The sequence below is a fragment of the Caulobacter sp. GW822-FHT01G02 genome (assembly GCF_058802865.1).
Genome location: NZ_JBXAON010000001.1, coordinates 697,415 through 717,946, shown reverse-complemented (window position 1 = coordinate 717,946; position 20,532 = coordinate 697,415). Strand labels below are relative to the sequence as shown.

The following is a 20,532-nucleotide window of genomic DNA, read 5'->3' as shown; positions in this document are numbered from 1 at the left end:
GTCGAAGCCTCGCCCTCGCATCGCGCGCGGGTCGTGCTAACAGAGGCGGCGACTCCGTCAGGGACCTTACCGATGCACCTCGCCCGCTTTCCCCGCGCCCGCTTCGCCCACCTGCCGACCCCGCTGGAGCCCCTGCCCCGCCTGGGCGCGGCGCTCGGCGTCGACCTCTGGGTCAAGCGCGACGACTGCACCGGCCTGGCCGGCGGCGGCAACAAGACCCGCAAGCTGGAGTTCCTGCTGGGCGAGGCCCTGGCCCAGGGCGCCGACACGCTCGTTACTCAAGGCGCGGTGCAGTCCAACCACGTGCGCCAGACCATCGCCGCTGGCGCCCGCTTTGGCCTCAAGACCGAAGTGATCCTGGAAGAACGCACCGGCTCCAAGGCCAGCGACTACATGGGCAACGGCAACGTCCTGCTCGACAAGCTGATGGGCGCGGCGATCCGCTACGTCCCCGGCGGCACGGACATGGTCGCCGAGTTGGAAAGTACGGCCGAGAGCGTCCGTCAGCGCGGCGGCAAGCCCTATGTCATTCCCGGCGGCGGCTCGAACACCGTCGGCGCGCTGGGCTATGTCGACTGCGCCCGCGAGCTGGTGGTCCAGGCCGACCAGATGGATCTGAAGATCGACCGCTTCGTGACCGCCACGGGCAGCGCCGGCACCCATGCCGGCCTAGTCGCGGGCTTCGCGGCCTTGTCGGTCGACATTCCCATCCTGGGCTTCGGCGTCCGCGCGCCCAAGGCCAAGCAGGAAGAGAACGTCTTCAACCTGGCGCTCGCCACCGCCGAGAAGATCGGCGCGACCGGCCGCGTCAAACGCGAGATGGTCGTGGCCGACTGCGACTATGTCGGCGAAGGCTATGGCCTGGTCGACCAGGGCGTGATCGACGCCCTGGCCCTGGCGGCCCGAACCGAGGGCCTGCTGTTCGATCCGGTCTATTCGGGCAAGGCCCTGAAGGGGCTGATCGACCAGGCGGGCAAGGGCGCGTTCGAGGGGGAGCGCGTGGTGTTCCTGCACACCGGCGGCGCGCAAGGCCTGTTCGGCTATCAGTCGGTGCTGGAGCCCGGCCTCTGATGAGCAAGGTCACCCAAAGCAAGATTCTGGGCGTTCTGGGCGGCATGGGTCCGGCGGCGACCCTGGACTTCCTCGCCAAGCTGCAGGCCGCCACGCCGGTCAAGCGCGAGCAGGATCACTTGCGGGTGCTGGTCGACATCAATCCCAAGGTCCCGGACCGCAACGTCTCGACATCCGATCCTGGTCCGGTGCTGGCGGCCATGGCCGCTGGACTGCGCGATGGCGGGGCCCAGGTGCTGGCCATCGCCTGCAACACCGCCCATGCCTATGCCGAGGAGGTCCGCGCCTCGGGTCTGCCGCTGGTCGACATGCTGGAGACGGCGGGACTGGCCGCCCAGGCCAAGGGCGCCAGCGTCGTCGGCGTGCTGGGCACCGGTCTGGCCCTGTCGCTCTATCGCGATCGCTTCTCGCACATGGGCCTGGAAGTGGTGATGCTAGACGACCACGAGCAGGTCGAGTTCATGGCCCTGCTCTATCGCATCAAGCAGGGTCACGTCGGCCCCGACTCTCGCGAGTCCATGGCCGCCCTGGCCCACCGCCTGGTCGGCAAGGGCGCGCAAAGCGTGGTGGCGGGCTGTACGGAAGTGCCGCTGGTGCTGAGCGCGACGGACCTGTCGGTCCCATTTCTTGATGCGACGGAAGAGTTGGCCAGGCGCTGCGTGGCGGTCTGCCTTGAGGACGTCAGCGCATAACCGAGGGCTGACCGTCTTCGCGCGAGGCCTCGAACAGCCCCAGCAGGGCCGCCGCGCCGCGCGAGGCCTGGGCCATGCGTAGCAACGCCGCCCGGGCTTGGGTGGTTTCGGCGATCTCGGCTTGGCGCTCGAGACGCTCGGCTTCGCTGAGATGATCGTTGCGGTTCCCCATGGGGCGAACATTTACAGGACATGAACAGAGCCACCATGCGACCGCTGGACGCACACCGTTCATTAACCATCGTTTTGCGCGCGCCAAATTGTCACAGAATGTTAAATCGCAAGCATGGCGCATAAATGAAAACACCCCCGGACCTGGAAGGCCTGGGGGTGTCGTCCTGTTCCCCAACAGGACGGCGTCGGCTGCGCTAGCATCGAGCGCTGCGGCGTCGCCTCTTAAACTGGTGACCCTGCTTTCGCCGAACGCGGATCCTTAAGCAACGCGTCGCCCTGTCGCAGCCCCCCATTTTGAGGACGCCGCAGCGCTGAAATCCTTTGCATACAAGGGCCTCGTCCCGGCTGCGGCGCGCTGACGCAGCCATCCCAAAATGAGGAAACTCGTCGCAAAAAGTGGGTGGCCAAAGCTATGACACCGGTAGCATGATAACTGAAACCGTTGCATCAGACGACGGGGCCGTCAGGGCCGGGAGGAACGCCAAAAGCCGTCGAGCGCGACAGCCGATATTGGATGCCGGTTTCGGCGCCGTCATGCTCCAAGCTTTGAGACAGCGCCTGTCCAAACAGGCTCTAGTGGCTTCCCGTTCGTTGACGGCTCCGCCTCATCCGGAGTCCCGCATGCCGCTCGCCCCCCTCTCCCGTCGCCGCCTGATGGCCACCACGGCCGCCGCCTTCGCCGCCGCCGGCCTGCCGCTCAAGGCCCTGGCCGCGCCGACCAAGGCGGACGCCCTGGGGACCATGAAGAAGGCGGCCAGATTCATGGTCGAGAAGGCCGCCTACAAGGGCGGCTACGTCTGGTCCTACTCGGCCGACCTGACGCGCCGCTGGGGCGAGATGGAAGCCTTTCCGACGATGATCTGGGTGCAGCCGCCCGGCACCGGCACGGTCGGCCACCTGTTCCTCGACGCCTATCACGCCACGGGCGACGAGTATTACTACGACGCCGCCCGCAAGGCCGCCGACGCCCTGATCGCCATCCAGAACCCGGCCGGCGGCTGGAACTATATCGGCGACTTCGCCGGCGAGGCCTCGTTGAAGAAGTGGTACGACACCATCGGCAAGAACGGCTGGCGGCTCGAGGAATTCCAGCACTACTACGGCAACTGCACCTTCGACGACGAAGGCACCGCCGAGTGCTGCAAGTTCATGCTGCGCATGTACGTCGAGAAGAAGGATCCGAAGTACAAGGCCGCCTTCGAGAAGGCCCTGAAGTTCGTGCTGGAAAGCCAGTATCCGATTGGCGGCTGGCCGCAGCGCTATCCGCTGAAGGACGAGTTCCACCACCACGGCAACCCGGACTACACCAGCTTCATCACGTTCAATGACGACGTGATCGGCGAGAACATCGAGTTCCTGATCATGGTCTACCAGGCCCTGGGCGATAAGACCGTCTTGGAGCCGATCCGCCGCGCCATGGACTGCTATATTGCCTGCCAGCAGCCGCAGCCGCAGCCGGCCTGGGGCCTGCAGCACACCGTGGCCGACCTGAAGCCGGCCGGCGCCCGCACCTACGAGCCCAAGGCCTTCGCCACCCACGCCACGGCCAGCTGCCTGTCGCAGATGATGACCTTCTACCAGCTGACCGGCGACCCAAAGTATCTGACCCGGGTGCCCGAGGCCTTGGACTGGTTGGACTCCGTGCGCCTGCCCGACGACGTCATGCTCGGCAAGCCGCGCTATCCGACCTTCATCCAGATCGGTAACGGCCGACCGCTGTACGTGCATCGCACCGGCTCGAACGTGGTCAGCGGCCGTTACTTCACCGACGAGAACCCGCACAACACGGTCACCCACTACTCGTCGTTCCGCAACGTGGACGTCAAAGGCCTGCGCGCCCGTTACGAGACGCTGAAGGCCACGCCACCGGAAGAGGCCAGCAAGCACTCGCCGCTGAAGGGCCAGCGTCCGCTGCCCAAGTACTTCATGGTCAAGGACATCTCGGTCGAGGACCTGTCGGTCGGCGGCGACCTGTCCAGCTCCGCCCCCAAGGCCGTGTCGGCCGACGCCGACAAGGTCGCCAAGCTGACCGTGGAGCTCAACGCCGAAGGCTGGTGGCCCACGCCCCTGACCTCGACCAGCCATCCCTATGCCGGCGAGCCTCCGGCCGAGCCGACTCCCGGCGACTTCTCGGAGACCAAGGTCGGCGACAAGTACGACACCTCGCCCTATCCCGATCCGAACCCGAAGATCGGCGTCTCGACCGCCGCGTTCATCGCCAACATGGCGACGCTGATCAAGTATATCGACGTGGCTTAAGACCTACTCGCAGGCGCGCCGGAGGTTCATCAGGACCTTCGGCGTATCCTTGCGCAGCGCCTCGCGCATCATGGCCTTGGGGACAGGCCAGTCGACCGCCAGGCGGTTGTCGTAGAACACCCGCGTGCCGCGCCCGCCGTCCAGCGGCTGCAGCCGCCACTCGCCCTGCTCGACCTTCAGGTCGCCCTCCACGAGATGGAAGCGGATCCGACTGACCGGCTCGTAGTCCGATCGGAACACGATCCGCATGCTCGGAAAGACGAAGGTGCGCCGCGTGACGTGCTCGCGGATATCCCAGCCCCTGCGCTGGTCGCCGGAGACGACGCGGCAACTGGCCAGGTTGCTGATCATCCGCCCCGCCGTGGCGCAGTCGGTCATGATCGCCCAGACCCTTTCCGGCGGCGCGGCGACGTCGACCACCGCCCGAACGCGGCCGGAGACGCCGTCGGGATCAGGCGAGACCTCGGCATAGCCCTCGCCCCTGGCCAGGGCCGCCTGGGCCTTGGCCGTCAATTCGAAGGCGTGGGCGGACCCGCTCAGGGCCCACACCATCGCCGCCGCCGCCATCCATCGCCGCATGTGTCCGCTCCTTGCCTGGAGCAGCTACGTCGGCGGCGGGCTGATGGACGCTACGGCCGCGCTACGGCCAGCGCTTCGCGCACCACATCGGGGGCATGATCGATCACGCGGAGGTAAGCGGTCAGGGCGGCGTCGGGGCGGGCGTCGCCGTGCTCCAGGTCTTCCAGCAGCGTCCGGTCGATGTGGAAGACGCGGGCGAAGTCCGCCTGGCTGAGCCCCGTGCGCCAGCGCACGGCCTGAACCAAGGCGCGGGCGGAACGCGAACGCGACGGAGCGGCGGCTTCATCGATCGCGGGGTCGGCGGGTCTGATCATCGTTACGCTCCTACGGCCTATCCCCGAGGAGAGCTTCTAGGCTCCGTCGATTGCAGAAATTCGACGGCTTTGAGTCAGGGCGAAGTCTTCAGGCGCCTTGTTTGGCGAGGAACGCCCCCGTGGCCTCGATGGCCTCGACCAGGCTGACCCGCTCCAGGGTCACGCCCTCGGGCAGGCTGGAGAACAGCCGGGTCGGCGCGGCGGCGTCCAGCATGACGAACACGCCCCGGTCGTCGGCGCGGCGGATCAGGCGGCCGAAGGCCTGGCTGATGCGGGCCCGCGCCACGGCGTCGTCATAGCCCTTGCCGCCGAAGCGCAGGCGGCGGGCCTTGTGCAGGACGTCGGGACGCGGCCAGGGCACGCGGTCGAAAACCAGCAGCCGCAGGGATCGGCCCGGCACGTCGACACCGTCGCGGATGGCGTCGGTGCCCAGCAGGCAGGCATCCTCCTCGGCCCGGAAGATGTCGACCAGCGCCCCCACCTCCAGCGGATCGACGTGCTGGGCGTAAAGGGCCAGCCCCTGGTCGGCCAGCGGGGCGGCGATGCGCTCGTGCACGGCCTTCAGCCGGCGGATGGCGGTGAACAGGCCAAGCCCCCCGCCGCCGGACGCCAGGAACAGCTCGCGCATGGCGGCCGAGACCTGGCGCGGGTCCTCCTTGTTCACGTCGGTGACGACGTAGGCCTTGGCGTTGTTCTCGTAGTCGAACGGCGAGACCAGCCGCAGCACCTTGGGCGCGGTCGGCAGGCGGGCCGCGCCGGTGCGCATCTCGGCCAGGGCGAACGGATCCTCCAGCGCCGGATCGACCAGGGTGGCGCTGGTCACCAGCACCCCGTGGGCTGGCGACAGCACCGCCGCGCGCAGCGGCTCGGTCGGATCCACCCAGTGGCGGCGGCAGGCGGCGTCGACGACCCGGCCATACAGGAACGTCGCCTCGAACCAGTCGACGAAGTCCGGATCGGTCTCGCTGGGCTCGACGTCGTCGTCCTCGATCGCCTTCAGGATCGAGCGCCAGGCCGGCAGGGTCATGCGGGCGCGACGGTCCAGGCCGCGCAGCGCGCCTTCGATCCTGGCGCGTTCGGAAGGGCCCAGGTGCTCTGCGTCCTCGTCCAGCACGTCTTCCAGGGCGCGGGCCAGGGCCAGCAACGGCGCCTCGATGGCGGCCAGGGCCTTGGCGGCCTCCGGCGCGCGCTCGCGGACGAGGTCGGTGGCCGGCCGGGCGTCGCATTGCAGGCCCAGATCCGCGCCGCCGCCCCGCTCGCCGACGCGGGCCCGCAGTTGCTCGATCACCGCGACCAGGAAATTCTCGATCGGTCCGATCGGATTGATCTGGCCATCCGGCGGCGCGACCCGGCCAGACCAGCCCTCGCCCGGCAGGGCGGCCGCCGCATGCAGGGCCTGGGTCATCGCCCCCCGCGCGCCCTCGCGGTCGCCGAGGATGTCCAGCAGGCGCGCCTCCAGACCCCGCCCGCGTCGGCCACGCCCCTCGGGCCCACGGATCCAGCGGCGCAGCTCGGCGGCCTCGGCGCCGGACAGGGCGGCCGAGAACGCGCTGTCGGCGGCCTCGAACAGATGGTGGCCCTCGTCGAAGACGATGCGCTTGAGACTGGTGGTCTCGTTGTCGCCCTTAAGGCCCCGCGCCGTCCGCGCCCCGTCGAACGCGGCCTGGGTCAGGACCAGGGCGTGGTTGGCGATGACGATGTCGGCGCGCTTGGACGCCCGCACGGCCTTCTCGATGAAGCAGATGCGATAGTGCTGGCAGCCGGCGTGGATGCACTCGCCGCGCCGGTCCACGAGGTTCGACGGGCTGGCCTGGGCCGAAGGCGGCACCGCCGACAGCGTCGGCAGCCAGGCGGGGAAATCGCCGCCGGTCATGTCGCCGTCGCGGGTCGCGCGCGCCCAACGCGTCGTCAGCGCCAGGCCGATCAGATCGCCATTGCCCAGCTGGGCGCCGTTGATCTGCTCCTGGAAGTTCAGCAGACAGAGATAGTTCTCACGCCCCTTGCGAACCACCGCCTTGCGCGCCCGCTCCTTGGGATCGGGATAGATCGACCGGCTCTCGCGCTCGATCTGGCGCTGCAGGGCGCGGGTATAGGTGCTGATCCAGACCGACGGCCCGTTGGCCTCGGCCCACAGCGAGGCCGGCGCCAGGTAGCCGAGCGTCTTGCCGACGCCGGTGCCGGCCTCCGCCAGCATCATGCGCGGTTCGCCCTCGCGCTCGCGCGGCTGGAAGGCGAAGGCCGCTTCCTTGGCGAAGGTCACCTGGGCCTCGCGCACCTCGTCCAGGCCGGAGCGTTTCAGCAGCTCGGCCAGCCGCTCCCCGGCCCGTTCAGGATCGATCGGCCGCGAGCCGGGCTCGCCGGGCGGGGCCTGATCCTCCCATTCGACCAACCGCGCCCAGACGTCCAGGCCCGAGCCTCGGAACTGGTTGCCGGCCTGAACCGAGCGCAGCGCGCCGATCACGGCCGGCCCCCACGACCAGCCAGCCTTGGCCAGGGTCTCGGCCACGGCCAGGGCCTCCTCGCGCGAGGGGACTGGAGTCAGGGCCAGATCGCGCAGCAGGGCGTCGGCGCTCTCGCGCAGGCTCTGGGCCTGTTCGGCCGCGCCGTGCGGCTCGCGCAGCCCCAGCGCCATGGCCAGGCCCACGGCCGACGGGGCGCAGAAGGTCGCCGGCCGGACGAAGGCGTAGAGCTCCAGCACGTCGAACAGGCGGGCAAGGCGCGAAGGCGGCGACAGGTTCAAGCGGCGGGCGGTCATCGCCGCGTGGGCCACCAGCACCGGGCCATGCTCGAACAGGTCGCGGGCGTCCGGCGGGCGCAGCATCCGACCCTCGCCCGCCCCGTCGGCCACGCCCGCGCGCGGCCCAGGCAGCACGACGAGCGCGGGGGCGAGATCCAGAGTCGGCGGGAAAGCGGTCACCCGACTCCGTTAGCAGAAACCGCGACGAAACAGAATAAGAACAAGCGCTTCCCTAGCGCCTCAGACGACAGGGACCTCGTCATCGTCGTCGACGCCCTCCAGGCGATTGATCGCCTTCTGGGCCTTCTGGCGCAGGTCGGCGTCCTTGCTCTCGGCCGCCTTGCGATACATCAGCAGCGCCAGGTCATCGTCGGCCTTGATGCCCTGCCCGCGCTCGCACATGACGCCAAGGTCGTACCAGGCTTCGAGATAGCCCCGCTCGGCCGCCATCTGGAACCAGCGCATGGCCTCCGTGTAGTTGATCGGTACGCCCTCGCCGTTGTGGTGCGCGACGCCCAGGTTCGACATGCCGGCCGCCAGATCGTTGGCGGCGGCGGCGCGGTAGAACTTCAGGGCCTCGGCCTGGTCCAGGCGCACGCCCGTCCCCTCCGAGTGCAGCCGGCCCATCTCGTTCATGGCGTCGGGCGAGCCCATCTCGATCGCCTTGCGCAGCAGGGCCACGCCCTTGGCCGTGTCGACCCGCGTTCCGGCGCCGTCCAGATAGGCCTCGCCGGCGCTGTAATAGCCGCGCGCGGACCCGGCGGCGGCGGCCTTCAGGTACCAGGCCAGCGCCAGGCGCGGGTTCTCGGGCAGCCCCTCGCCGCCTTCGTAGGCGACGCCGAGATTGTACATCCCGTTGGGGTCCCCCAGCCGCGCGGCCCGGGCGTAGAGCTTCATGGCGGCGCGGCGGTCGATCTTCACCCCGTCCGCGCCGTCGAAATAGACATTGCCCAGCTCGACCATGGCGTCTGGATCGCCGCCAGCCACGCCCTTGCGCAGCCAGGCCAGGGCCTGGGGCACGTCGCGATCGACGCCCTCGCCGTCCAGGTACAGCTTGGCCAGGTCGACATAGCGCGTGGCGTCGCCGCCCTGGGCGTCCTTCAGGGTCGCCGCGAAGGTCGCCTTGGCTTCGGAGGAACCGTCCGCCCGTGCGAACGCCGCGCCGCCGCCCATCAGCAACGACGGCGACAACGCCAAGGCCAACACCAACATCAAGGGCGGCACTCTGCTACGCATCACGTCCCCACCGTCCCGGGATCGTGGCATCGACCGCGGGAGCGTCAAGGCAGACACCCGTCCGCCCGGCCGCGCGCAACCGGACTCGCCCGATACGGGTTCAAAAGACAGATGAAACAGAAGGGGAACATGCTATATCGCGGTCAATGCTCGCGGCTGACGCCCTTCCTCCCAGGTTTCGAGACTGGTTCGCCGCCCGCGGCTGGAGCCCGCGCGAGCACCAGTTGGCCATGCTGGAGAAGGCCCGTGAGGGTCGCGGCGCTCTGCTGATCGCCCCGACCGGCGGCGGCAAGACCCTGGCCGGCTTCCTGCCCAGCCTGATCGAGCTGTCCGAGCGAGCGCCCCGCAACACGCCGGCCGGGGTGCATACCCTCTATATCTCGCCACTGAAGGCCCTGGCCGTCGATGTCGAGCGCAACCTGCTGACCCCCATCCGCGAGATGGGCCTGAAGATCGTGGCCGAGAGCCGCACCGGCGATACCGGCGAGGCCCGCAAGGCGCGTCAAAGGGTGAGACCGCCGGACATCCTGCTGACCACGCCCGAACAACTGGCCCTGTTCTGCGCCTGGGAAGGCGCGCGCGAATACTTCAGCGACCTGCGCTGCGTGATCGTCGACGAGGCCCACGCCATCTGGCCGAGCAAGCGGGGCGACCTGCTGGCGCTGGGTCTCGCGCGCCTGCAGCAGTTCGCGCCGTCGATGCGACGGGTGGGGCTGTCGGCGACGGTCGACGATCCGGACCTGGTTCGGAAGTGGCTGGGGCGTAACGACGTGACCTCCCCTCCCCCTTGCGGGGAGGGGGCAGGGGGTGGGGGTGTCAGCGCCGCCGACGCCCAGAAAGCACCCCCATCCCCAACCCCTTCCCCGCAAGGGGGAAGGGGCTTGAACATCGACCTCGTCCTCGGCTCCGGCGGCGCGCAGCCGGTCGTGGAAGTCCTGGTCTCCGGCGGCCGCGTGCCGTGGGCCGGCCATACGGCCGAGCACGCCATGGCCGAGGTCTACGAGATCATCAAGTCGTCGAAGACGGCGCTGATCTTCGTCAACACCCGCTTCCAGGCCGAGTTCGCGTTCCAGCGCCTGTGGGAGCTGAACGAGGACGACCTGCCGATCGCCCTGCACCACGGCAGCCTGTCGGCCGAGCAAAGGCGCAAGGTCGAGGCGGCCATGACGCGCGGCGCGCTGCGGGCCGTGGTCTGCACCTCGACCCTGGACATGGGCATCGACTGGGGCGACGTCGACCTGGTCATCCAGCTGGCCGCGCCCAAGGGCGCCTCGCGGATGGTGCAGCGCATCGGCCGCGCCAACCACCGCCTGGACGAACCCAGCCGCGCCCTGTTCGTGCCCGCCAGCCGCTTCGAGATGCTGGAGTGCCGCGCCGCCGCCGACGCCATCCTGGAAAACCACCTGGACGGCGATCCGCCACGTCTCGGCGCGCTGGACGTCCTGGCTCAGCACGTCATGGGCTGCGCCTGCTCCGAACCCTTCGCGCTGACCGACCTCTATGACGAGGTCCGTTCGGCCGGCCCCTATGCCGAGCTCTCGTGGGAGGACTTCGAGACCATCGTCGACTTCGTCTCGACCGGCGGCTACGCCCTGCGCACCTACGACAAGTTCCGCCGCATCGTGCGCAACGAGGATGGCCTGTGGACCGCGCGCAACGCCCAGGCCCGCCTGCAGCATCGGATGAACGTCGGGGCCATCGTCTCGCCGGGCATGATCAACATCCGCATCGGCGGCGGCAAGAGGCCGATGGGCGGCCGCAAAATCGGCGAGGCGGAAGAGGGCTATTTCGAGCAGCTGACGCCGGGCGACACCTTCGTCTTCGCCGGGCAGGTCTGGCGCTACAACAGCCTCGTGGGCGCCGACGCCTTCGTCTCGCCCGCGCCGAACGATGACCCGAAGATGCCCAGTTGGGGCGGCTCTAAGTTCCCGCTTTCCACCTATCTGGCCAGCCGCGTGCGCCAGATGATGCACGACGAGCGCGAATGGGCCGCCCTGCCGCCGGACGTCCAGGAGTGGCTGAGCTGGCAGAAGGTCCGCTCGGCCATCCCCGGCGATGGCGAGATGCTGCTGGAGACCTTCCAGCGCGGCAAGCGCTTCCACCTGGTCTGCTATCCGTTCGACGGGCGCCTGGCCCACACCACCCTGGCCATGCTGCTGACCCGGCGGCTCGACCGCCTGGGCGTCGGGCCTCTGGGCTTCGTCTGCAACGACTACGCCCTCAACATTTGGTCGCTGCGGCCGATGGACGGTCTGGATCTCGACGAACTGTTCGCCCAGGACATGCTGGGCGACGACCTGGAGGCCTGGCTGGACGAAAGCTTCATGATGAAGCGGGCCTTCAAGCACTGCGCCCTGATCGCCGGGCTGATCGAGCGCCGCCACCCCGGCGCCGAGAAGTCCGGGCGCCAGGTGACCTTCTCCACCGACCTGATCTACGACGTGCTGCGCAAACACCAGCCCGACCATCTGATGCTCCGCTGCGCCCGACACGACGCCGCCACCGGCATGCTCGACATCGCCCGCCTGGGCGACATGCTGACCCGCGTGCAAGGACGCATCCGCCACGTGCGGCTGGATCGCGTCTCGCCGTTCGCCGTGCCGATCATGCTGGAGATCGGCCGCGAGCGCGCGCCGGGCGACGCGGCCGGCGAAATGATCCTGGCCGAGGCCGAGGAAGACCTGATCGCCGAGGCCATGTCGTGACGCGTTTCGAACCCTCTCTCTGCGGCGGCCTGCGGGTGGCCCTGGCCAATGTCGAGGTCATGCTGCGCTGGTCCGGCGCCCTGTGGCTCGAGCGCGAGAATACGCTGGTGGTCGCCGATCTCCACTTCGAGAAGGGCAGCAGCTACGCCGCGCGCTTCGGCCAGATGCTGCCGCCCTATGACACGCGCGAGACCCTGGACCGCCTGGACCGCGAGCTCGCCCTGCTCTCGCCCGCGACGCTGATCTTCCTCGGCGACAGCTTCCACGACGGCGGCGGCGAGTCCCGGCTGGCGGCGGACGACTATCGACGGCTGGAAGGCCTGGCCGTGGGTCGCGAGTTGGTCTGGGCCGTGGGCAACCACGACGCCGACGGCCCCAAGGTGCTGCCCGGCGACATCATCGACGAGGCGTCGGTGTCGGGCCTGACCCTGCGCCACGAGCCCCTGCCCGGCGTTCAGCTAGGCGAGGTCGCCGGCCACCTGCACCCGGCCGCCAAGATCACCAGCGGCCGCGCCACCACCCGCCGCCGTTGCTTCGTCACCGACGGCCAGAGGCTGGTGCTGCCGGCGTTCGGGGCCTTCACCGGCGGGCTGAACATCCTGGACGAGGCGTTCTCGAACCTGTTCGCGGGTTCGCTCCTGGCGGGCGCGCTGGGGCCGAAGCGGGTCCATGCCGTGGGGCGGAAGTCTCTGCGTCCGGATTAGTCCTGCCCCAGGATGCTTTCGTAGTCCTGGCCGCCATAGAAGATGCCGACAATGACCACCTGTCGGCCCTTCAAGGCGTAGGTGATCGTCACCCGCCGGAAAGAGAGCGTGCGAAGACCCGGCCGCACGTCAAACCGCGGCGCGCCACGTTCGGGAAAGCTACTAAGCGCTTCACAGCGATCGACGATCTCATCCGTGAAGCGCGCCGCCGTCCTCGGCGACGCCTCGACAGACAGATAGTGATAGAGCGCGAGGAGGTGGCCCTCTGCTTCGGGCGTTAGACGACTGAATTAAATGCTCATCAGGCCTTGGAGCCGCGTGCGTGCGCGGCGGCGAGCGCGGCTCGCACATCCTGGCTCGAACGTCCTCGGGAAGGATCAGCCTCGAAGGCGTCATAGGCCTTGGCCGCCTCGCCGTGCAGCCAGGCTTCAAGCGCCCGTTCCTGGGCCTGAAGCGCGCGCAGGCCCTCCCGGATGACTTCGCTCTCGCTGGCATAGGCGCCAGACTCGACCTTGGCCCGAACCTGGGCGGCCATCTCATTGGGAAGGGTTACGCTGAGCTGCTTGGTCGATCGCATAATGGGCCCTCGCATATAGTAGGATTAAATCCTATCGACCGAACGCCAGCAAGCGCGTCCGCTACATATGCAGCGCCTGCTCCAGGGCGAACGCCAGGGAGATCGCCGCGCCGGCGGTCAGCAGGGTGCGCATGCGCGGGCGCCAGCTGGGGCCCTCGTGGTCGGTGACGTCCCAGACCCACTGCAGCAGGAAGACCAGCAGGAAACCCGACAGCTGCCAGGCCGGCTCGAACTTCAGCTCGCCCAGCAACAGGCCGAAACCCGACAGCGGGAACAGCAGCGAGATGCCCAGGACCGACCAGCGTGGGCTGGGGTTCTCGATCTCCAGCCCCGTACGCACGCCCCCGAAGTACGAGACCATGGCGGCCGAATAGGCCAGCAGCGCCGTCAGGGACGACTTCTGGATGCTGTCGGGGCCGTAGCAGAACAACACCGACGAGATGAAGAAAGGAATCAGGGTCGATAGACCAAAGACCCATACCGCCGGCGGAACCGGCGTCCGCTCGCCCGCGGACTCGTTCATGCTCAACTCCTTCGGAAGGCGACCGAAGCCGCCCACCCTGCCCCGAGCGCGACTATTACCGACACGAGCCCATAGGTCCACGGACGATCTTTGGCGAAGACATAGAGCGCCCGCTCGGCGCCGGCCTTCTCGACCACCAGGGTGCGGTCGCGGATCGACACCGGCTTGCCGTCCTGGAAGAGCACGATGCGGGCCGTGTACCGCCCGATCGGCGCCTCGGCCGGCAGGTCCAGCTCGGCGCGGAACAGGCCCTTGTCGACGAAGCGGACGCCTTGCGGGTCGGCGGCGTAGAGGCCGGCCTTCTCCTTCAGGCGCAACACGGCGCGCCGCCAGTCGAGGTAGTCCGCGCCCAAGCGGCTGACCACGACGTCGCGGACGCCATAGGTGGTTTCGACCCGCTGCTCCAGGGGCGCGGCGATGGCCAGGTGCTCCAGCCCCGCGCCCAGGTGGCGCAAGGGGGCGAAGCCGGCGATGTCCTGCAGCTTGCGGGTGGAGGCCACGCGGTAGAAGCCCGGGGCGCCGCGGAACACCACGGGACGGCTGTTCAGCCACAGGCCGGCGACCTGGGTCTTGCGGGCGATACGCAGCGGCTGGTCGGGGCCGCGGACGATGACGACGATGTCGCTGGGCCGGTCCGTCGGATCGAACACCGCGCCATAGAGCACGATCCGCGCGCCCCGGAAGCCGGAGCTGACCCGGATCTCGGTGTCGGTCAGGGCGGCCGAAACCGCCGGCGCGGGCGGGGCGGCGACCAACGGAATCATCGCGCCGCTCCCGTCATCAGGACGAAGGCTTCCTCGGGCTTGATGAACAGGTCCGCGCCCATGCGCAGGCCAACGACCAGCACCAGCACGGCCAGAAGCGCCCGCAACTCCTCGGCGCGGAAGCGGCCCGAGGCCCGCGCGCCCAGCTGCGCCCCGATCACCCCGCCGATCAGCAGCAGGGTCGCCAGCACGATATCGACCGTCTGGTTGCGGCCGGCCTGCAACACGCTGGTCAGCGAGGTGGTGATGACGATCTGGAACAGGCTGGTGCCGATGACCACCGGCGCGGGCATGCGCAGCAGGTAGATCATGGCCGGCACCAGGATGAAGCCGCCGCCGACGCCCATCACCGCCGACAGGACGCCGACGAACACGCCCAGCAGGACCGGCGGGATGACGCTGATATAGAGCCGCGAGCGCGGGAAGCGGACCTTGAACGGCAGGGCGTACAGCAGCGCCGGTCGCCGGTCGCGGCGCGGCTTGGGCGGCTGGCCGCTCCGGCGGCGCAGGATCGTCCCCACCGACTCCGTCAGCATCAGCCCGCCGATGACGCCCAGGAACAACAGGTAGGACAGCGACACCGCGAAGTCCGCCTGGCCGATCAGGCGCAACCAGCGAAACACCTCGACCCCGATGAATGAGCCGATCGCCCCGCCGCAGGCCAGCACCCCGCCCATGCGGAAATCGACCGAGCGCTTCTTGCTGTAGGCGATGACGCTGGAGACCGACGAAGCGGCGACGTGGTTGGCCTCGCTGGCCACGGCCACGACCGGCGGGATGCCCATGAACACCAGAACTGGCGTCATCAGGAAGCCGCCGCCGATGCCGAACATGCCGGAGATGAAGCCCACGAGCCCGCCCAGCACCACCAGCAGCAGCGCGTTCACCGACACCTCGGCGATGGGCAGGTAGAAGTGCAAGGCGCGCGCGGCCCTTTCGGCGTCCGGGATATCCCTGATTGCCGGGTGAAGGCCGGAGGGTCAACGCGATAGATGCTCTCCCGCATTGCGCGGGAAGATCAACCTAGCGCGCGTAGACCGACAGGCGGTTCAGGGTTTCGCCGTCCATGCCGCCCGAGGCCGGCAGCCCCTGGTCGCGCTGGTAGGCGGCAATGGCCTGGCGCAGGGCCGGCGAAGCGACGCCATCGCGCGGACCTTGGTAGTAGCCGAGCTGCGACAGCACCTTCTGGGCCATGCCCAGGTTGGCGTTGGCGGCCGGGGCCGACGCGGTCAGGCTGGCCGTCTGGGTCTGGGTCTGGGTCTGCGGACGGAAGGCCAGGGCCGAGCGATCGGCGGTCTGCTGGGCCTCGGCCGTCAACTGGGCGCGCAGGGCGTTGGCGCGGCTGCGGGCGGTGGCGTCGCCTGAACGGCCGGCGATCACGTACCACTTGTAGGCTTCCGCCGGGTTCTGGCTGACGCCCAGGCCGCTTTCGTAGAGCTGGGCCAGGTTGAACTGGCTGTCGACCAGGCCGGTGTCGGCGGCCTTGCGGAACCAGGTCGCCGCCGTGGTCGAGTTGCGCGGGCCGCCCTCGCCCTTGAAGTAGTAGAGCGCCAGGTTGTGCATGGCGCGCGGGTCACCGCCGGCGGCCGCGCGTTCGCTCCAGCGGCGGGCTTCCGGCATGTCCTGCTTCACGCCGCCCTTGCCGGCCTCATACATCTTCGAGAGGTAGAACTGCGCGGCGGGATAGCCACCGTTGGCGGCCTTGCGCAGGATGTCGAGGCCCGAGCGGTCGCCGATCTCGATCTTGCGGACGCCATCCTCGAACAGGGCCTTGGCGTTGTCGGTGGCGACCGGCGCGGCCGCGGCGTCAGCCTGAACGGGCGTGACGCCCGTGGTCAGGGCCACCGCGGCGCGCGGCTGGCCCGGCGTGGTGTCGGCTTCCGGACGGGTGACCTCGACGTCCGACTTGCGGCCGGCGATGGCGTCGGCCACGCGGGTCGGGGTCGCCCCGCTGCCGTCGGCGCTGAGCAGCATGAAGCCGCCGACCATGGCGCCCAGGGCGCCGGCGCCGCCAAACACCATCACGGCGGTGGCGACGGTCGCGCCCAGGCGGCTCTTGGACTTCCTGGCGAAACCGAAGCCGCTGAACAGCGGCGTTCCGGTCTTTTCACCCTTCGCGGGCTTGGGGGCCTTGGCCTTCTTTTCCGGCTTGGCCTTGCCCACGGTCTTGGCGTCGGCGGCCGCGGCGGCGCGCGCGGCGGCGCGGGCCTGCTCGATGATGTCGCGGGTCGACATAGGCCGGGTAGGCTGGACCGGAGCGAAGTCGGAAACCTCGGGCTCGACCTCCTCGTAGCGCGGCGCCTCCGGCTCGAAGCCGTCGGCCATGGCGTAGTCGTCGTGCGCGAAGGTGTGCTCTTCCGGCTCGGCGGCCGGGAACTCGGCGATCTCGAAGCTGGGCTCGCGCGACGGAGGGGCCGGCGCATCGAAGACGTCCTGGTCGTCGTCGAACGAAGCCGACTGGCTGAACGATGCCGACCGGCCGAAATAGGGATCATCGAACGGCGAGACCGCCGGGGCCGGAGCGACACGGGCCGGCGCGGGGGCCGCGGCCACCGGCGGCGGCGCGGCTTCCAGCTTACGCTGGGCGTCGAGCAGGCGGGTGTCGATCTTTTCGCGCGCCTCTTCCAGCATGCGGAGCGTGCGCTCCTCGCTCTGGCGGATGCGGTCGACCAGTTCCTGGCTGGAGCGTTCGTGGCGTTGGTTCAGGCGCTCGGTGACGCGGGCGACCTGCTCGCCGACGTCGTCGATGGCCAGGGCGTTGCGGCGCTCGGCGCTGCCGATCCGCTCGGCCAGCTTCTCGGTGATGCGGGCGATTTCCGCGCCCAGCTTTTCCAGGGCCTGGGCCTGGACGCTGTCGGCGCGGTTCAGCTTGTGCTCGACGTTGGCGGCGATGCGCGCCACTTCGCCGCCGACCTGCTCGATGGCCGTGGCGTTGCGCTGCTCGGCGGCCTGGACGCGGCGATTGAAGGCGTCGGCGACGCCGACCACTTCGCGGCCCATGCGCTCGATGGCCTGGGCCGAGCGCTGCTCGGCGGCCTGAACGTGGGCGGCCATCTCGCCCAGTTTGCGCTCCATGCGGTCGAAGCGACCGTCGGCGGATTCCTTCAGCTTGGCGGCCATCTCCAGGCGCGCGGCTTCCATCTTCTGGGTCAGGCTGACAGCCAGGCTGTCGAGGCGCTCCTGCACGCCGGCGGCCGGATTGGCGCCCTCGACCGCGCCCAGGCGCTGGTCCAGCGCCGAGAACGACGAGCTCATGTCGCGCAGGGCCTCGCTGGTGCGGGTCTCGGCGGCTTCCAGGCGTTCGCTCAGGCGCGCCACGACGGCGTCGACCAGGGCGGTGGGATCCTGCGGCGCCGACGTCGCGTTGACGCGGGCTTCCAACGCGGCGATCGCCTCGCGGGTGCGGGCCTCGCCGTCATAGAGGTGGCTGGCGACCTTGCCCAAGGCGCCTTCGAGCGCGCGAAGCGCCTCGGCCGAGCGCGGCCCGGCCGCTTCGGCCTCCATGCGGCGCGTCCGCTCGGCGGCGCGCGCCTGCTCGGTCTTCAACTCGTCGACGGCGCCCTCGAAACGGGCGGCCACGGCGATCTGTTCGCGCTCGGACCGTCCCAGGCGCGTGAGGGCGTCGCGGACGGAATGGTCGATGCCGGAGATGGCGGCGGCGTTGCGGCCTTCGGCGGCCTCGATGCGCTGGGTCAGGCGGTCCAGGGCCAGGGCCACGCGGCCGACCTCGTCCGCCGGATGTTCGGCGATCTCGATACGCGGGGGCGCATCCTCCTTCACGACTTCCAGATAGGCGCGGCTGCGCGCCTCGTCCCGATCCGCGGGCTTGTCCGAGAACTGATCCGCTGCCTGACCATCGCCCTCGATGATCATGCGATTGAGCCATTCGCCCAGAGTCATGCCAGAGCGACGCGCGAGGTCCTTGGCGACCTCCCGTGCCTTGGGGTCGATCCCCTTTACGCTCCATGGCGACGCCGCAGTCATTGCGAATCGATCTCCTCGCATCTGAGGAAAACGCTAGTCACCGATTCCTGGGGTGTAAACGCGACCAAAACGCCAGATGTAGTGGCTGCACGATTCACTGTGGAGGAATCGGGACAGAGTCCCAAGATTCTGTAGCGTGGTTAAAACGCAAGAGGGTTAACGCATGTTAACCATTTGCCAGGCGGATTGTCGCAGGCCTAGAAGCGGCCATGGATCTCCCCCTGACCATTTCCGCCGCGGTTGTGTTCCTGACTCTTGCCCTCGTCTTCGGGTGGCTGGGGGCGCGTCCGATCAATGTCCTAAAGGGCCCGCGCATGGTGCCGTGGCGTCCGCTGATGATGGTCTGCGTGGTCGGCCTGATGCTGATGTTGGTGCACCTGTTCAACCTGTTGGGCGTCCAGACCGGTAACCCGCCGCGATACTAGGTCGCGGGCGTCGCAAGGCTAGTTAGCGGCCTTCTTGGGCCGTTTGGTCAGGCCGGACATCCCGCCAGAGGACAACAGACCGATGTCGGCGAGCAGGAAAGGGATCGCCCATTTGTGGGGCGCGGCAATGTAGCGCGGCTGCCAGACAGGGTCGTACTTGTCCTTGTACCGCCGCACGCCCTGGAAATTGTAGATCTCCTCGCCGCGCTCGTAGAGCAGCCGGCCCACGCGCGACATGATCGGCGCCAGCGGCCGATCCTCGAGCCCCGCCAGCGGGGCCATGCCGAACTCGAACGCCTGATAGCCCTCGTCCTTGCCCCACTGCAGCAGCTCGACGAACAGGTAGTCCATGACGTTCTTGGGCGCCTCGTCGGAGTAGCGCATCAGGTCCATCGAGAACGCGGTCTTGCACGCCGTCAGCCACAGGGTGGCGAAGGCGACGATCTTGCCCTCCTCGTCACGCACCACCGCGACCGGGAACTCGGCCACGTAGCGCGGATCGAAGCCGCCCATCGAGAAGCTCTTCTCGCCGCCGGCGTGGTGGCTGAGCCAGGCGTCGGAGATCGCCTTCAGCTCGTCCATGATCGCCACGGCGGCGCCGACCGGCAGGATTTCGAAGGCCGCCCCGCCCTCCCCGGCCTTGCGCCAGTTGCGGCGCAGGACCTCGCGGCGGCGACCGGCCAGGCTGAAGGCCTCCAGCGGCACCGCGGCGCTTTCGCCTGTCTTCTGGATGGCCAGGCCCAGGTCCACGGAGTCCGGCAGGTCATCGGGACCCAGGCCGTAGAAGCCGGCCCGCGCGGCGTGGGCGTCGGCCAGTTCTCGGAAGCGCCAGAAGAGCTCCATGCGCTCCTCTTCCTTGCCGACCGGCGCGCCCAGGGCGATCCACGACCGCCCTCGCACGCCGAACATCAGGAAGCTCTCGCCCGAGGCCGAGAACAGGAAGCGCTTGTCGCCCAGCAAGGCAAGGTTGGCGCTGGGCTCGGCGCCCTGGGCCTTGGCCAGGATGGCGCGGACGCGGTCGAATTCCGGATCCGTGTCGTCGACCACGGCCGGCGTGGCGGCCGTGGCGACCAGTCGCCAGACGCCGACGGCTAGCAGCGCGATGGCCGCGGCGATCGACGAGCGGATGGCGCGGGCGGCCTCGTCATGGTCCTGCAGCACCCGGATCCAGGACTTGTCTGCAAATTCGGTGTGGTGGAACGACCACCAGCCCAGCAGGCTGGCCCCGATGATCGCGGCGGCGGCCGACAGCAGCCAGCCGGGCGTGATCTCCATCTTGGTCAGGGCCGCCTTGCGCGGAAAGGCGTCGTGGAACGGCAGGATGGCCAGGAAGCACACCGACAGCATGGCGGTCTCTTCCCAGTTCAGGCCCTTGAAGATCGCCAGGACCGCCGAGGCGGCTAGCACGGCCAGCGCCGCCCACCAGGCCGCGCCCAGCCGCGCCCGCAGGCCGAACGCCAGCAGCAGCAGGACCAGGCCCAGGATGGAGGAGAAGAAGTGGCTGATCTCGATCAGCAGGTCCGGCGCGAAGGCCAGCAGCAGCAGGAAGCGGGTCGGTTCCGAGGGAGTCGCCCCCGAGGCCAGCAGCATGACGCCGGCCGACGCGGTCAGGATCGCCGCCAGGGTCGGAGCGATCGCCAGAGCCGCGGGCCTGAAAACTGTCGAGGACATCCAGATCCCGGAAGGACGAATCCCTCGCGGGATCCAGCAACGACACCTCCTATACCGCGCAAACCATGACAGGGTCACCGTCGCGGTTCGAGGGAAGATGCGAACGACCGTTTGAAT

17 protein-coding genes and 1 pseudogene are annotated in these 20,532 nt (G+C 69.2%); 6 read left to right on the top strand and 12 right to left on the bottom strand.

The features are described 5' to 3' along the window. Positions 1–72: 72 nt before the first annotated feature. Both cuyA and cuyB read left to right on the top strand, forming a co-directional pair. The gene (cuyA, locus tag AC1RNC_RS03275) at positions 73–1,071 is read left to right on the top strand and encodes a D-cysteate sulfo-lyase (RefSeq protein ID WP_492883682.1); all 999 of its coding nucleotides are present in this window, start codon (positions 73–75) and stop codon (positions 1,069–1,071) included. Further along, entirely contained in the window at positions 1,071–1,763 is a 693-nt protein-coding gene (gene cuyB / locus AC1RNC_RS03270; protein ID WP_492883680.1) for a cysteate racemase, read from the top strand. Before cuyA ends, cuyB begins: the two co-directional genes overlap by 1 nt. Here cuyB and AC1RNC_RS03265 read toward each other — a convergent pair. Then, on the bottom strand, positions 1,753–1,935 hold the full coding sequence (locus AC1RNC_RS03265) for a hypothetical protein (RefSeq protein ID WP_492883678.1): 183 nt from the start codon (positions 1,933–1,935) through the stop codon (positions 1,753–1,755). The genes cuyB and AC1RNC_RS03265 overlap by 11 nt on opposite strands. A gap of 623 nt (positions 1,936–2,558) precedes the next feature. Here AC1RNC_RS03265 and AC1RNC_RS03260 point away from each other — a divergent pair. After that, a complete protein-coding gene (locus AC1RNC_RS03260) occupies positions 2,559–4,196 on the top strand; it encodes a pectate lyase (RefSeq protein ID WP_492883676.1) in 1,638 nt (545 codons plus the stop codon). Positions 4,197–4,199: 3 nt separating this feature from the next. Here AC1RNC_RS03260 and AC1RNC_RS03255 read toward each other — a convergent pair whose 3' ends face one another. The 4 genes from AC1RNC_RS03255 to AC1RNC_RS03240 form a co-directional block, all read right to left on the bottom strand. Next, positions 4,200–4,775, bottom strand: a complete 576-nt coding sequence (locus AC1RNC_RS03255; RefSeq protein ID WP_492883674.1) for an SRPBCC family protein — start codon at positions 4,773–4,775, stop codon at positions 4,200–4,202. 50 nt (positions 4,776–4,825) lie between these two features. Beyond that, positions 4,826–5,089: a helix-turn-helix domain-containing protein gene (locus tag AC1RNC_RS03250; protein ID WP_492834653.1), complete on the bottom strand. Its 264-nt coding sequence runs from the start codon at positions 5,087–5,089 to the stop codon at positions 4,826–4,828. 88 nt (positions 5,090–5,177) lie between these two features. Beyond that, entirely contained in the window at positions 5,178–8,006 is a 2,829-nt protein-coding gene (locus AC1RNC_RS03245; RefSeq protein ID WP_492883672.1) for an ATP-dependent DNA helicase, read from the bottom strand. A gap of 60 nt (positions 8,007–8,066) precedes the next feature. Beyond that, positions 8,067–9,062 carry an SEL1-like repeat protein gene (locus tag AC1RNC_RS03240; protein ID WP_492883671.1) on the bottom strand — a complete coding sequence of 332 codons (996 nt, stop codon included), beginning with the start codon at positions 9,060–9,062 and terminating at the stop codon, positions 8,067–8,069. Between the two features lie 146 nt (positions 9,063–9,208). Between AC1RNC_RS03240 and AC1RNC_RS03235 the strand changes: the two genes are divergently transcribed. Both AC1RNC_RS03235 and pdeM read left to right on the top strand, forming a co-directional pair. Beyond that, positions 9,209–11,767 carry a ligase-associated DNA damage response DEXH box helicase gene (locus AC1RNC_RS03235; RefSeq protein ID WP_492883669.1) on the top strand — a complete coding sequence of 853 codons (2,559 nt, stop codon included), beginning with the start codon at positions 9,209–9,211 and terminating at the stop codon, positions 11,765–11,767. Continuing rightward, entirely contained in the window at positions 11,764–12,471 is a 708-nt protein-coding gene (gene pdeM, locus AC1RNC_RS03230; RefSeq protein ID WP_492883668.1) for a ligase-associated DNA damage response endonuclease PdeM, read from the top strand. Before AC1RNC_RS03235 ends, pdeM begins: the two co-directional genes overlap by 4 nt. Here pdeM and AC1RNC_RS03225 read toward each other — a convergent pair. From AC1RNC_RS03225 to AC1RNC_RS03200, 6 genes and pseudogenes are all read right to left on the bottom strand, one after another. Then, positions 12,468–12,743: pseudogene (locus AC1RNC_RS03225) on the bottom strand (type II toxin-antitoxin system RelE/ParE family toxin); the annotation flags it as partial. The gene pdeM and the pseudogene AC1RNC_RS03225 sit on opposite strands and share 4 nt — an antisense overlap. Positions 12,744–12,772: 29 nt before the next feature. Then, positions 12,773–13,048 carry a type II toxin-antitoxin system ParD family antitoxin gene (locus AC1RNC_RS03220; protein WP_492883666.1) on the bottom strand — a complete coding sequence of 92 codons (276 nt, stop codon included), beginning with the start codon at positions 13,046–13,048 and terminating at the stop codon, positions 12,773–12,775. Positions 13,049–13,109: 61 nt separating this feature from the next. Beyond that, positions 13,110–13,571, bottom strand: a complete 462-nt coding sequence (locus AC1RNC_RS03215; protein WP_492834667.1) for a DUF3429 domain-containing protein — start codon at positions 13,569–13,571, stop codon at positions 13,110–13,112. Positions 13,572–13,573: 2 nt separating this feature from the next. After that, positions 13,574–14,335 (bottom strand): TIGR02186 family protein, encoded by a 762-nt coding sequence (locus tag AC1RNC_RS03210; RefSeq protein WP_492883664.1) that lies wholly within the window; start codon positions 14,333–14,335, stop codon positions 13,574–13,576. Then, a complete protein-coding gene (locus AC1RNC_RS03205) occupies positions 14,332–15,255 on the bottom strand; it encodes a sulfite exporter TauE/SafE family protein (RefSeq protein WP_492883662.1) in 924 nt (307 codons plus the stop codon). Before AC1RNC_RS03205 ends, AC1RNC_RS03210 begins: the two co-directional genes overlap by 4 nt. A gap of 103 nt (positions 15,256–15,358) precedes the next feature. Then, positions 15,359–18,319, bottom strand: coding sequence for an SEL1-like repeat protein (locus tag AC1RNC_RS03200; RefSeq protein WP_492883660.1), 2,961 nt, complete (start codon positions 18,317–18,319; stop codon positions 15,359–15,361). Between the two features lie 209 nt (positions 18,320–18,528). Here AC1RNC_RS03200 and AC1RNC_RS03195 point away from each other — a divergent pair, with 209 nt between their 5' ends. Continuing rightward, on the top strand, positions 18,529–18,744 hold the full coding sequence (locus tag AC1RNC_RS03195) for a hypothetical protein (protein ID WP_492834675.1): 216 nt from the start codon (positions 18,529–18,531) through the stop codon (positions 18,742–18,744). Between the two features lie 18 nt (positions 18,745–18,762). Here AC1RNC_RS03195 and AC1RNC_RS03190 read toward each other — a convergent pair whose 3' ends face one another. Then, complete coding sequence (locus AC1RNC_RS03190; protein WP_492883659.1) at positions 18,763–20,415, bottom strand: phosphatidylglycerol lysyltransferase domain-containing protein; 1,653 nt, start codon at positions 20,413–20,415, stop codon at positions 18,763–18,765. Positions 20,416–20,532: the final 117 nt, after the last annotated feature.

Excerpts from the sequence above, each read along its gene's own strand:
- cuyA (WP_492883682.1), top strand. The coding sequence starts at position 73 with ATGCACCTCGCCCGCTTTCCCCGCGCCCGCTTCGCCCACCTGCCGACC.
- cuyB (WP_492883680.1), top strand. The coding sequence starts at position 1,071 with ATGAGCAAGGTCACCCAAAGCAAGATTCTGGGCGTTCTGGGCGGCATG.
- AC1RNC_RS03265 (WP_492883678.1), bottom strand. The coding sequence starts at position 1,935 with ATGGGGAACCGCAACGATCATCTCAGCGAAGCCGAGCGTCTCGAGCGC.
- AC1RNC_RS03260 (WP_492883676.1), top strand. The coding sequence starts at position 2,559 with ATGCCGCTCGCCCCCCTCTCCCGTCGCCGCCTGATGGCCACCACGGCC.
- AC1RNC_RS03255 (WP_492883674.1), bottom strand. The coding sequence starts at position 4,775 with ATGCGGCGATGGATGGCGGCGGCGGCGATGGTGTGGGCCCTGAGCGGG.
- AC1RNC_RS03250 (WP_492834653.1), bottom strand. The coding sequence starts at position 5,089 with ATGATCAGACCCGCCGACCCCGCGATCGATGAAGCCGCCGCTCCGTCG.
- AC1RNC_RS03240 (WP_492883671.1), bottom strand. The coding sequence starts at position 9,062 with ATGCGTAGCAGAGTGCCGCCCTTGATGTTGGTGTTGGCCTTGGCGTTG.
- AC1RNC_RS03235 (WP_492883669.1), top strand. The coding sequence starts at position 9,209 with ATGCTCGCGGCTGACGCCCTTCCTCCCAGGTTTCGAGACTGGTTCGCC.
- AC1RNC_RS03220 (WP_492883666.1), bottom strand. The coding sequence starts at position 13,048 with ATGCGATCGACCAAGCAGCTCAGCGTAACCCTTCCCAATGAGATGGCC.
- AC1RNC_RS03215 (WP_492834667.1), bottom strand. The coding sequence starts at position 13,571 with ATGAACGAGTCCGCGGGCGAGCGGACGCCGGTTCCGCCGGCGGTATGG.
- AC1RNC_RS03210 (WP_492883664.1), bottom strand. The coding sequence starts at position 14,335 with ATGATTCCGTTGGTCGCCGCCCCGCCCGCGCCGGCGGTTTCGGCCGCC.
- AC1RNC_RS03200 (WP_492883660.1), bottom strand. The coding sequence starts at position 18,319 with ATGACTGCGGCGTCGCCATGGAGCGTAAAGGGGATCGACCCCAAGGCA.
- AC1RNC_RS03195 (WP_492834675.1), top strand. The coding sequence starts at position 18,529 with ATGGATCTCCCCCTGACCATTTCCGCCGCGGTTGTGTTCCTGACTCTT.
- AC1RNC_RS03190 (WP_492883659.1), bottom strand. The coding sequence starts at position 20,415 with ATGTCCTCGACAGTTTTCAGGCCCGCGGCTCTGGCGATCGCTCCGACC.